Here is a 13,242-nt window from a genome sequence, read left to right on the forward strand (position 1 = left end):
CCTGTTCCCCCTTCAATCACTTTAATCTAAATTTCTCACTTCAAATGGTAAAAGCGTTTGTTCAATCTGTTTTCTATGTTGTTCATATTGTTCCGGTAACTTTAATTCCTCACCCATCGTCTCTAACGATTCATCATGAGCGAAACCAGGAGGATCTGTTGCAATTTCAAATAAGATTTCACCATGTTCTCTAAAATAAATCGCGTTAAAATAATTTCGATCTTGTACAGGAGTTACGTGATATCCAAAACGCGACACATGCTCTTTCCAGTCTAGCTGATCAGCATCGTCACTCGCTCTCCAGGCAATATGATGAACTGTGCCAACGCCCATTTGGCCACGACCGATTGTTGATAATTTCAAATCAATAATATTTCCAATGTCAGCAGAAGAACGGAATCGAACAAATTCACCCTCTTCTCCAATTTTTTCAAGACCCATAATATGTTCTAACAATTCAGCTGTTTTTTGAGGCTGTGTAGATAAAAGAACAGCACCTCCAAACCCTTTAATTGCTACTTCTGGTGTAACTTCTCCAAAACTCCAATTATTTAATTCGCCTTTTTCTCTTTCAACTAATTCTATATGCAAACCATGCGGATCATCAAATTCTAAATACTGCTCTCCAAAACGAGTCATTTTTGTATACGAAACATCGAATTTTTCTAATCTATTTTCCCAAAACTCCATTGCACCTTTTGGTACAACGTAAGACGTAATTCCTACTTGACCATCTCCAATAATACCTTGACGAGCACCTGCCCATGGGAAAAACGTAATAATTGTTCCAGGCTTTCCTCCTTCATTTCCAAAATAAAGATGGTACGTACCTGGATCATCAAAATTCACTGTTTGTTTCACTAAACGTAACCCCAATACACCAGCATAAAAGTCTACATTTTCTTGTGGATGCCCTACAATCGCTGTAATATGATGGATTCCCATTGTTTTCTTTTCCATTTCTTCCACTCCTTTTTTATTTCATTATAAAAATTCTTTTACATTTAAGTTCATTATTAATTTTGTCCATGCTACAAAGTAAAATCCGTCATTATAATTTTATCTCGAATTCGAGATATTAATTACAAAATTACGTATCGGTGTCTAATCTATTGAATTATCTTGAATTCAAGATAATTCGTAAAAAATATTTGTTCGATTTATAACCATAATAAATTTTTATTATGAACATTATTTATCTCGAACTTAAGATTTATTATAAGTTACTTATTTTTTATTGTCAATAAGTCCTTACTTTCATTTTACATGTAAAAAGAGTAAACGCTATTCACCGTTTACTCTTTTTGCAAATCATTTCTTTTCTTCTTCCAGTACTGCTTCCATCTCATTAAATTCACGATGAACTGCCTTAACGGGTTCTTTCGTTAATAAACTTACAACAATAACAGTTAATAAACTACAGAAGAATCCAGGTACCATTTCATACATAATTGCTTTTAAACTTGGAATTTGTACCCATGCTATAACAACTACTGCACCAACAATCATACCTGCAAGAACGCCCCATTTATTCGTCCTTTTCCAATATAAACTTAATAAAATGGCTGGTCCGAACGCTGAACCAAATCCAGCCCAAGCATAACCGACAAGTGTTAAAATTGTATCACTTGGATGATACGCTAAAACAACTGCGATCATAGCTACTACTAATACTGACAATCTACCGATAAATACAAGTTCTTTGTCACTTGCATTACGACGGAAAAATGTTTTATAGAAGTCTTCCGTTACTGCACTTGAAATAACAAGTAATTGTGAGGAAATACTACTCATAATCGAAGCCAAAATAGCTGATAATAAAAATCCTGTAATGTACGGATGGAATAAAATATTGGAGAATGTTACAAAGACCATTTCTGGGTCTTGTAATGTCGTATTATTTTTAGCATAATAGGCGATACCAATTAGACCAGTAAGCATTGCACCTATAATTGAAATCGTCATCCAACCGATACCGATTCTACGAGAAGTTTTTAAATCTTTAATAGAGGTAATTGCCATAAAGCGGACAATAATATGTGGTTGACCAAAATATCCAAGGCCCCATGCTAAAAATGAAATAATACCAAGTATTGTGGTTCCTTTAAACATATCTAAATGCGATGCATCGACTTGCTTAATGGTATTAAATGTTTCTGTTATACCACCGACATCCGTAAAGGCAACAATTGGCACTAGTACAAGCGCAATAAACATAATACAACCTTGCACAAAGTCCGTCCAACTTACGGCTAGAAAGCCACCAAATAGTGTATACGCAACAACGACACCCACTGTTACAAATAAACCAATTTTATAATCAAGGTTAAAAGAATTTTCAAACAAACGTCCACCCGAAACTAAACCAGCCGACGCATAAAATGTGAAAAATACTAAAATGACGACAGCGGAGACAAAACGAAGTATTTTCGTACGATCTTTAAACCGATTCTCTAAAAAGTCTGGAATCGTAATTGAATCATTTGCCACTTCTGTATACGTTCGTAAACGCGGGGCAATGATTAAATAGTTTGCATACGCACCTATTAATAAACCTATCGCAATCCATACACTTGATAATCCTGTTGCATACATCGCACCAGGTAATCCCATTAACATCCAACCACTCATGTCAGAAGCACCAGCTGATAAAGCTGTAACTGCTGGACCGAGTCCCCTCCCGCCTAACATATAATCTGATAAATCGGATGTCTTCTTATAAGACCAATATCCGATATACAACATACCTGCCATATAAATAGCAAGCGAAACCATAATTTCAATCTTCACCAAATCTCTCCCTTAGTCCATAAGCCATTCAAAATTTCGAAAAATGACTTTTTCTATTTTCTTGTTTTCGCTTATGGTTCCCTACCTTAACAAACATTTTTTGTTCTTTCAAGTGAATGAGCACTTTTCATTACACGTGAAAACCTTTATAAACGCCTTTATCCCAGTGGATTACAATGATTTTTCAAGAAATTAAAGTAATAATATTCAGAAAATTAAAGAGGGTTTTTTCACACCTTATTTTCATTCCATTACCCGATAAATTTTAAAAACTAAAAGCCATACAAATGTATGACTTTTAGCTTATTGATGTCTCAAATTTCGCTTTCTCTACATATACTTTACGAAATTTCATATAGCATCCAATACGCCAAGGTACTATATAACAAACCGCAAGAGTGTAGAAAAGAATGCCGATTGACTTTGGATCTAGACCTTGTAAATGTCTTCTAAAATAAGCACGTAAAAGAACGATAACTAAAAATGTAGCAATAAAAGCGATACTTTTTTTTGCATAAATTTGACCATCTTCTCTGACTTCATACCCACTTAAAATAATAAGTGGAATTGATAATAACAGTCCGATCCCAGCAGCTATACCAATTTGCCAACCAGCAAGTTGTATCGGTGCTGCGTATAAAGAAAAACCTGGTAATAAAAAGAATAATGGCAATAGTAGTCGTCTTCCTTTATTATTAATTGGTCGATTCATAGAGCGCATGCGTCTAAATATAACGAGCCCTATGACGAGTAAAAAAATTGTAATACTGTACGAACCTTGCTGCAAGTGAATCTCTCCCTAAAAATAGTCATTTTCAAAAATACTTCCCTATTATACTCCTAATCTTTCCAAAAATATGATTATTCCTCTAAAAAATCTTACATATCAAATATACTTTTAGGTTTGATTTACTATAGGAAACAATTCCGAAAGTGGAACTACTCTCCCCACCTCGTCTTTAAACACAATATGCTCTCTAGTTAAATGGCGCGGGCTCTTCACTCCCGCCGCTGCCGCTAATGAAAATAAACTATATCTCATACTAATAATATAATTCATGACTCGCCACTTCTTCTCATACGGATCTAACGCTTTTTGATAATGCGGATTCGTCGTGGCTACACCAGATGGACATTGGCCAGAATTACATTGAAGGGCCATAATACAGCCGCTTGCCATCATAAATCCGCGGGCTGAACTTACAGCATCCGCCCCAATCGCTAAAGCAATCGCCACTTTATCTGGTGTGATTAATTTACCCGATGCAAATACTTTAAACTTGTTACGGACACCATAATGGTTTGCTGTATCAATAAATGTAAGTAATGCTGGAATAAGCGGCAGTCCCATACAATCTGCCATCGATTTATACGTTGCCCCTGACCCGCCTTCTGAACCGTCGATTGTAATAAAATCTGGGTAAATGTTTAGTTCTTTCATTGTTTTTATTAAATCTTCCAAAGGCTCCTGCTGACCAATTACAATTTTCATTCCAACTGGTTTACCGCTGTTTTCTTGCAACTGTTGAATAAAACAAAGTGTATCCGCTGCATTCTTTAAAAATGAAAATCGATTCGGTGAATTAATCGTCTCTCCCTTTCGGACGTTGCGAACAAAAGCAATTTTCTCATTTACTTTTTGTCCCTCTAAATGACCACCACGTATTTTAGCACCTTGCCCAAATTTCAATTCGAATGCTCTAATATTACTTTCTTTCGCTTTCTCCATGAATTTTCCCATTGAAAAATTACCGTCTTCATCACGGTATCCAAATAACCCTGGACCAATTTGCGCAACGATATTCGCTCCTGTATGTAAATGTTCTGGAATAACGCCACCTTCACCCGTATTAATCCACGATCCGCCTGCCATTTTTGCTCCAAAACCACTCGCTAAAATATAATTTTCTCCAATCGCACCGTAAGAAGTCGCAGATGCACCAAACATGCCATGTAGCTTCCACGGATATTTACGGTTCTCACCGACTATAATTGCATCATCTTCTTCGTACAGCCAAAGATTCGTTGTATCCGCTGTCAATTTTTCTCTTCTTGAAAATAACCCTTCTTTATGAATCACGTACTTTTTACCTTCCCGCTCTTGCGTGAGATTCACACTTAATTCCTCAGTTAATATCGGAAATAATGTATTAGCAATATAATATCCAGAAGCTTCAAAATCTCGTTTTGATCCAAAACCAAGTATTTCAGAGCGATATTTCGCTAAAAACATAACACTTTGAAAATCATAACGTGAGAAAGGCTTTCCATCCGTATCATGATCAAACCAATATTGTCGAAATTCAGGCCCTATCTTTTCCAGTAAGTAGCGCATTCTTCCTAAGTACGGATGTAATTTTAAAATAGAATGGTGTGTTCGTTTTTTTATAAAAAATGTAATGATAAAAAAGACGATTAAAAGCAACATTAAAAATAGTAATATACTAATAATAACGAGTAGCGTTTCACTCATCCCGCTTCCCCCTATGAAGTTCCATAATAAAAGGAGAACACTCGACGTGCTCTCCTTTTATCTTTATTCATACTAACGTAGCAAGATGCTCTTTCGCGTCATATTCAACTAAACTTTCAGCGTGTTTAATTCGATGAACAAAGTCTGGATTAGCAATTAACGGTCTTCCGAATGCCGCTACATCAATCGTTCCTTCTTGCAACGCTTCTTCGGCCTCTTTCGGATTTAAATTACCAACCCCAACAATCGTACCATCCCAATATTTTCTTACTAGTTGATGAAAATTCTTTCCATCAGCAATCTCTTGCGTATAATTCATCGTTGAAGGATGGATTATCGTTAACCCAACCTCTTTAAACATATTTATGAACGTTTCAATTGCAAACTCAGGATTTTCCCACATATAAGTAGGATTATCACCTTTGAAAGCAGAGAAACGAAGAAGTGTTTTATTAGCTCCAACAGCTTCTATTACAGCCGCCGTTACTTCTTTCATAAACGTTAACCTTTGTTTTAAATCACCACCATATTTATCTGTTCGCTTATTCGCAAACTCATACGTAAATTGATCGATTAAATATCCGTGTGCACCGTGAATTTCTACTCCATCAAATCCAGCTTCGATCGCATTTTTCGCAGCTTGTGCGTATTGACCGATCACTTCTTGTATTTCTTCTAACGTCATTGCTTCTGGCGTATCAAACGGTTTACGAAAGCGTGGAACATTTCCCTCTGCAGCGATAGCCGATGGTGCTTGTGGCATTTGACCACCAATTATTTCATGATGACTCATACGCCCAACATGCCATATTTGAGCAATAATCGTCCCGCCTTCTTTATGTACTGCCTCTGTAACAGGTTTCCAAGAATCGATTTGTTCTTGTGTATAAATACCTGGTACTCCTGGGTTTCCTTTTGCTCTCGGACTAATGACAATTCCTTCTGTAATAATTAGTCCAATTCCATCCGCAGCACGTTTTCTGTAGTACTCCACTACATCAGCACCAACTGCTCCAGTCTCATTATCTGCAAAGCATCTTGTCATCGGTGCCATCGCTATACGATTACGAAGAGACCAAGTTCCAACTTGAATTGGATCAAACAACTTTGTTTCTTCAACGTTTTCAAAAAATCCCCCAGCATTTACATTTGTTCCTTCATAAATACTCGCTGCTTTATTACTTGAACTTGTCATTTTTCTTCCCCCTAAAAAATCTTACTATAATCGCATCATACTTACTTTTAGATAGTAACGTCAATTTTTACGACTTTACAATAAAAAATTCGAATATCCAAAAAACAAAATGCTATAAATAATATTAAAAAGGTTTCCTTAGGAGGAAACCTTTTTTGTTGACCATATATGGCTGTCAATTCGTTTATCTCTTTAATAAAAAACACCTTATCAATAGAAGTGAAAATGGTTCGGTATTCTTCTAAAAATAATAACTTATATACCTAAAACAATGAAAGCCCTACCTCTCTTTCATCCTTACGGCTCCTCGTCCGTGCCAGTGTGAATCAGGATTGCAAAAATCAAGTAACTATTTTATCGAAGTATTCAATTAAACTTCGAACATTCATAAATGAAATTAAAAAATAAAAATGGATTTGATTGTAGTAATAACAATAGAGGTAATGCTCTAAAAGTGGTTTGAAAGAGTTGAATGTCTTTGAAATGATAAATTTTCTATAATTATGTTCCCAAAAAATTCAAGATCTTTTTTGGGATATAATACATTATTTGTAATGAACCTTAACAAAAGCTTTTTATCTGATTTTCTGTGATACCTTCAATTAATCCCAGTTCACTAATCAAAAATTCATATGCGTTATCTAACATCTTCTTTTCGCTTGCATTAAGTGCTTTTTCTTTCTGTATACGCATTAAATCACGTACAACTTCAGCACCTTCTTGCATTTTACCCGTCTTTATTTTATCAGTGTTCAATTTATACCTTTGTTTCCACGTAAGTAATCTATCTGATTCCCCATGTTGAAAAATATCCATTATGTGTGCTAATGCGGTTATATCCGTAACTGGTCGTATATTCGAATTCAATATTCTCCCTGCTGGAATCATTAGTTCCATATTACTAGCCGACATTTTTATAACATAATACTGTTGTTTTTCTCCTGAGATTTCCTTCTCTTCTATGGCTTTAATTATACCTGCTCCCTGCATTGGATAAACAATGTTATCGCCAATTTGAAACAAATAATCCACCTCCATATATGGTAACCTTCTCAAGCTTAACACACTTTTAGTTTTTTATCAAAATTTTTATTTTATCATAAAATTATTTTACGCGTCAATACTTAAGAAGCAAGAAATTAAATTTACACAATACACTATAAAAATCGCAATTCCATTAACGGTTCCACATACATTCATTCTCCTTTAACACAAAAACACATCACTACATTTCAGTAGTGATGTGTTTTTGATAAAGCATAAATATCTACTTTTCCGTCTATATACTAACCTGCTTACTAACCGTTTCCCTCGCTAAAAGAAAACTCATAATCACTTGCGCTGCTACTCTACTCGTCATATCTCTGAAATCAAGAGTTGGATCAATCTCTACTATATCCATCCCTTGAACGAGCAGTTCTTTACCCAGGAATTCAATCGCATCTAGTAAAGTCGTACTATCCATCCCACCAGGCCCAATTGCTGGACAACCTGGTGCAAACGCTTGGTCTAGCACATCCATATCAAGAGAAATATAAATAGAAGTCACACCTTGATTTCTTAATATTTCAATACTTTCCGTGATAATATCTTTTATTTCTCGCTCTCGTACGTCTTTCATTGTATACACTGTTACACCATGCTCTATTGCATATTCATGGTACGCACGTGCATTAGAAAAATTACGAATTCCAATTTGAACAAGTTGTTTTCCAGTAATGACATCATTTTCTAGTAAACTACGGAATGGTGTACCATTTGACGGGCCTCCATCATCTAAATTACGTAAATCATGATGAGCATCAAATTGAATAATTCCGACCTTTCCTTTACTGTTTGCAAAACCTGTTATACTCGGAAAACTAATCGAGTGGTCACCGCCAAGAACGATTGGTATCATGTTCGGGTTTACTTTCGTTACATGCCCAACTGTTTTCGCAATTCGTTTATGACTTTCTTTTATATCCGTCACATGCATCGTAATATCGCCGCAATCATATAAGACACTTTCTTTCATATCGTGTTCTTCTGTAATTGCATATGTGCTATATGCATCTAACATCGCACGAATTGTTTTTGGCGCAAAACTCGCTCCTGAATGACTAATAGACGGTTTAGAAAGGGGTGCTCCAATTAAGGCAGCACCGAATATTTCCACACCTTCCTCCCAATCTTTAATCATCTCACTCCATTTCGTCACTTCACGATCAATAAACTTTGCATTTTTCTTTAAATAGTGGCCGTGCTCCACGATTGTTCACCTCTTGTATATGCAATATTACCATTCTTCCATACTGTATTCACATGACTTACGCCGTAATGATACGGTACGTAAGCATAATTGTAAGCATCCCATAAAACTAAATCTGCCTTACGACCAACTCTAATTTTCCCAGCTACATCACCACGGTTAATGGCATATGATGAGTTAACCGTTACGGCATTCCAAACTTCTTCTGGTGTCATTTTCAATTTTAGCATCGCAATGCTCATAATAAGCTGAATATTTTCAGTTGGACAGCTACCTGGGTTAAAGTCTGTAGCTAACGCAACTGCAACACCTTCATCAATCATTTTACGTCCACGAGCAAAGCTTTCTTTATTTAAATAGAAAGTTGTTCCTGGTAATAAAGTTGCTACTGTATTAGAATTTGCAAGCATTTCAATTCCTTTATCAGAAGCACCAACTAAATGGTCCGCTGATGCTGCACCGATTTCTGCCGCTGCTTCCGCACCACCAAGAGGGTCGATTTCATCTGCATGAATTTTCACATCAAAGCCAAGCTCTTTCGCTTTTAATAAAAATTCTTTTGATTCTTCTACAGAGAACACACCTGTTTCACAGAAAATATCAACGAACTCCGCTAATTGCTTCTCTTTCATTTCTGGTAGTAGGTCTAACATCCATTGTAAAAATTCTTTCGATCTACCTTTATACTCTTTCGGAACTGCATGAGCACCTAAAAATGTTGAAACTAAATCGATCGGATGCTCTTTTTGTAATTGTGCTGTTGCCTCTAATTGTTTCCATTCCGTCTCATCATCTAATCCGTAACCACTCTTCGCTTCTACAGTAGTAACTCCGAAAGATAGCATACGGTCTAAATGGAATTTCGCTTTTTGAACAAGTTCTTCTTTCGACGCCTGTTTCGTTGCATTTACAGTTGAAAGTATGCCTCCGCCTTGTTCTAAAATTTCTAAGTACGGAACTCCTTGTAGTTTTAGTGCGATTTCATTTTCACGAGATCCACCAAATACAAGATGAGTATGCGGGTCAACGAGACCAGGAGAAACCATTTTCCCGCCGCAATCAATAACTTCTCTCGCTTGTAATCCTTTCGCTTCTTCCGCTGTTCCAACGAAAGTAATTACACCATTTTCAATTCCAACCGCACCGTTTTCGATAACAGGAAGCGTGTTCATCGCTTCCCGTCTTAACAAGCCATCTTCTTGATCCATTGTTAGTAATTGACCGATATTTATTAGTAAAGTGTCCAGCATGTTTTCTCCTCCTTATTTCATCATCGGAATGTTAACGCCTTTTTCTTTCGCAGTTTCCACAGCTAAGTCATACCCTGCATCCACGTGACGAACAACACCCATACCAGGGTCAGAAGTTAATACGCGCTCAATTCGTTTTGCTGCTGCTTCTGTTCCATCTGCAACGATAACCATTCCCGCATGAAGTGAATAACCCATACCAACGCCACCACCGTGGTGAACAGATACCCAGCTTGCACCGTTTACACTATTAATTAATGCATTTAAAATTGGCCAGTCAGCTACTGCATCACTACCATCTTTCATCGCTTCTGTTTCACGATTTGGAGATGCTACTGATCCACAATCTAAATGGTCACGACCGATAACGATTGGTGCTGATAATTCACCATTTGCAACCATTTCATTAATGATGCGACCAAATTTCGCTCGCTCACCGTAACCAAGCCAACAAATACGTGATGGAAGCCCTTGGAATTCAACTTGTTGACGTGCCATACGAATCCAGTTACATAAATGTTCATTATCAGCGAACTCACGTAAAATTACTTCGTCTGTTTTATAAATATCTTCTGGATCACCAGAAAGTGCTACCCAGCGGAATGGTCCTTTTCCTTCGCAGAATAATGGACGGATAAATGCTGGAACGAATCCTGGGAAATCGAATGCATTTTTCAAACCTTCATCGAAAGCAACTTGGCGAATGTTATTTCCGTAATCAAATGTAATTGCGCCTTTTTCTTGCATAGCAAGCATTGCTTCCACATGTTTTGTCATACTTTCTTTTGATAATTGTACGTAGCGTTCTGGATCTTCTTCACGAAGTTTCGCTGCTTCTTCTAACGTGTAGCCTACTGGAATATAACCGTTTAATGGATCATGAGCAGATGTTTGATCTGTAACTAAGTCTGGTGTAATATTGCGCTTCACTAGTTCTGGTAAAATTTCTGCCGCATTTCCTAATAAACCAATAGAAATCGGTTCTTTCTTCTCTTTATACTCGTTCGCAACCGTTAACGCTTCTTCTAATGATTCTGTATACATATCACAGTATCTCTTTTCAATACGACGATCGATGCTGCGCTTATCAACATCAATAGCAATGACAACACCGCCGTTCATCGTTACAGCAAGAGGTTGTGCACCACCCATACCACCTAAACCAGCAGTAAGTGTTAATGTACCTTTTAATGAACCATCGAAATGTTGACGAGCTGCTTCACCAAATGTTTCATATGTTCCTTGTAGAATCCCTTGCGTTCCAATGTAAATCCAGCTACCAGCTGTCATTTGTCCGTACATCATAAGACCTTTTTTCTCTAGTTCTCGGAAGTGATCCCAGTTTGCCCATTTTGGTACTAAGTTTGAGTTCGCTAACAAAACGCGAGGTGCATCTTCATGTGATTTAAAAATGGCAACTGGCTTTCCTGATTGAACAAGTAACGTTTCATCGCTTTCTAACGTTTTTAATGAATCTACAATCGCCTGATAACTTTCCCAGTTACGAGCTGCACGGCCAATTCCGCCATATACAACTAATTCTTCTGGTTTTTCAGCAACTTCAGGATCTAAATTGTTCATTAACATACGAAGTGCAGCTTCTTGCACCCACCCTTTCGTTTGTAACTCTGTACCTCTTGGCGCGCGAATTGTTTGTTGTACTTTTTCCATTTCAATCTCTCCCTTTTCTCATTTTATAGTGCTGCGTTTACATCTAATCTTTCTTTTATCGAATAATTCGTTTTTAACCAATGCGCAATATTTTCAATATCTGTTGAGAATATACGGTCATTTTTAATAGATGGCACCTGCTGACGACCTTGATGGTAGAAGCTCTTCGTCACTGTACTCATGTTTTCAATTCCGCGATATTCTGCTGCTTGCATCGCACAAATCATCTCAATAGAAAGAACACGTCTTGCATTTTGAATAATCTGATGTGCATGGCGTGAAGCAATTGTTCCCATACTTACATGATCTTCTTGGTTAGCAGAAGACGGAATTGAATCTACACTCGCCGGATGTGCTAACGTTTTATTTTCAGAAACTAGTGACGCTGCAGCATATTGCATAATCATTGCACCTGACTGTAGTCCTGGTTCTGGACTTAAAAATGGTGGTAAATCATTTAATTGCGGATTCACTAAACGCTCAATACGGCGCTCCGAAATATTTGCAAGTTCTGCCATTCCTACTTTTAAGAAGTCCATCGCAAACGCAATCGGTTGACCATGGAAATTCCCACCCGAAATTACTTTTTCCCCACCATCAAAGATAAGCGGATTATCTGTTGCTGCATTCATTTCAATTTCTAATTTTTCTTTTACATAATTTAAAACTTGCCAAGAAGCACCGTGTACTTGCGGGATACAACGAAGTGAATAGGCATCCTGTACACGTAGTTCTCCTTGTTTTGTTGTTAATTTACTATCGTGAAGAATGTCACGAATTCTGCTTGCTACTTCCACTTGCTCTTTATAACCACGTGCTTTATGAACATTTTCATCAAATGCATCAATAATGCCTTGTAACCCTTCAATTGTCATTGAAGCAATTAGTTCAGCTTGATACGCCGTTGCTTCTGCTTCTATATAAGAAAGAACTCCTTGTGCTGTCATCGCCTGCGTACCATTAATTAACGCAAGACCTTCTTTCGCTTCAAGTTCAATTGGCTCAAGCCCTTCTTCTGTAAGAGCAACCATTGCATGAACGCGTTTCCCTTTATAGAACACTTCACCTTCGCCTAATAATACGAGCGCGAGATGAGATAAAGGCGCTAAATCTCCACTTGCACCAAGTGAACCTTGTTGCGGAACAACTGGATGAATTTTACGATTTACAAACTCAAGAAGCATATTTACAACAAGCGGCCTTACGCCTGATACTCCTTTAAGCATCGTGTTTGCTCGTAAAATTAACATTCCACGCGATACTTCTTCCGGGAATGGATCACCAATCCCACATGCATGTGACTGAATTAAATTATGTTGAAGTGCCTTTACATCATCTTTTTGGATAAGCACATCACTAAACTTTCCAAATCCAGTTGTAATTCCGTAAACGACTTTTCCGTCCTCTACAATTTTCTCAACTACTTCGCGGCACTCCGCTACCTTTTGCATACTAGTTGGACAAGCTGTTACACCTTCTCCTTCCAGTAATAACCTCTTCATTTCTTCAACTGTCAATGTATGTCCTGTTAACGTAATCATCATTTTTCCTCCTTAAAAAGGCAAAAGGGGACCTTATCTTTTTAAGACAGACTTCTGTCCTAAAAAAGTAA

General features: G+C 37.2%; 10 protein-coding genes. All 10 read right to left on the reverse strand.

The window, feature by feature from the left end; genetic code table 11:
- Positions 1–21: 21 nt before the first annotated feature.
- Positions 22–960: a ring-cleaving dioxygenase gene (locus NST27_RS17805; RefSeq protein WP_000412731.1), complete on the reverse strand. Its 939-nt coding sequence runs from the start codon at positions 958–960 to the stop codon at positions 22–24.
- A gap of 351 nt (positions 961–1,311) precedes the next feature.
- Positions 1,312–2,790, reverse strand: coding sequence for a sodium/proline symporter PutP (putP, locus tag NST27_RS17810; protein WP_000687597.1), 1,479 nt, complete (start codon positions 2,788–2,790; stop codon positions 1,312–1,314).
- A gap of 298 nt (positions 2,791–3,088) precedes the next feature.
- A complete protein-coding gene (locus NST27_RS17815; protein ID WP_001183922.1) occupies positions 3,089–3,577 on the reverse strand; it encodes a cytochrome c biogenesis protein CcdC in 489 nt (162 codons plus the stop codon).
- 111 nt (positions 3,578–3,688) lie between these two features.
- Complete coding sequence (locus NST27_RS17820; RefSeq protein WP_000005161.1) at positions 3,689–5,263, reverse strand: FMN-binding glutamate synthase family protein; 1,575 nt, start codon at positions 5,261–5,263, stop codon at positions 3,689–3,691.
- A 67-nt stretch (positions 5,264–5,330) separates the two neighbouring features.
- Entirely contained in the window at positions 5,331–6,458 is a 1,128-nt protein-coding gene (locus NST27_RS17825) for an alkene reductase (RefSeq protein WP_000204589.1), read from the reverse strand.
- 561 nt (positions 6,459–7,019) lie between these two features.
- Entirely contained in the window at positions 7,020–7,481 is a 462-nt protein-coding gene (locus tag NST27_RS17830; protein ID WP_170317877.1) for a CarD family transcriptional regulator, read from the reverse strand.
- A gap of 256 nt (positions 7,482–7,737) precedes the next feature.
- Positions 7,738–8,709, reverse strand: coding sequence for a formimidoylglutamase (hutG, locus tag NST27_RS17835; protein ID WP_000399827.1), 972 nt, complete (start codon positions 8,707–8,709; stop codon positions 7,738–7,740).
- Positions 8,688–9,959, reverse strand: a complete 1,272-nt coding sequence (gene hutI / locus NST27_RS17840; protein ID WP_000887540.1) for an imidazolonepropionase — start codon at positions 9,957–9,959, stop codon at positions 8,688–8,690. Before hutI ends, hutG begins: the two co-directional genes overlap by 22 nt.
- Positions 9,960–9,971: 12 nt before the next feature.
- Complete coding sequence (hutU, locus tag NST27_RS17845) at positions 9,972–11,630, reverse strand: urocanate hydratase (protein ID WP_000416946.1); 1,659 nt, start codon at positions 11,628–11,630, stop codon at positions 9,972–9,974.
- A 23-nt stretch (positions 11,631–11,653) separates the two neighbouring features.
- On the reverse strand, positions 11,654–13,171 hold the full coding sequence (gene hutH / locus NST27_RS17850; RefSeq protein ID WP_000631875.1) for a histidine ammonia-lyase: 1,518 nt from the start codon (positions 13,169–13,171) through the stop codon (positions 11,654–11,656).
- Between the last annotated feature and the right edge of the window lie 71 nt (positions 13,172–13,242).

This window comes from Bacillus sp. FSL W8-0770, assembly GCF_038008705.1.
In the GTDB taxonomy this organism is placed as follows: Bacteria; Bacillota; Bacilli; order Bacillales; family Bacillaceae_G; genus Bacillus_A; species Bacillus_A cereus.

Coding starts and splice junctions, on each gene's coding strand:
- hutU (WP_000416946.1), bottom strand. CDS start 11,630: ATGGAAAAAGTACAACAAACAATTCGCGCGCCAAGAGGTACAGAGTTA.
- hutI (WP_000887540.1), bottom strand. CDS start 9,959: ATGCTGGACACTTTACTAATAAATATCGGTCAATTACTAACAATGGAT.
- NST27_RS17805 (WP_000412731.1), bottom strand. CDS start 960: ATGGAAAAGAAAACAATGGGAATCCATCATATTACAGCGATTGTAGGG.
- NST27_RS17820 (WP_000005161.1), bottom strand. CDS start 5,263: ATGAGTGAAACGCTACTCGTTATTATTAGTATATTACTATTTTTAATG.
- NST27_RS17825 (WP_000204589.1), bottom strand. CDS start 6,458: ATGACAAGTTCAAGTAATAAAGCAGCGAGTATTTATGAAGGAACAAAT.
- hutH (WP_000631875.1), bottom strand. CDS start 13,171: ATGATTACGTTAACAGGACATACATTGACAGTTGAAGAAATGAAGAGG.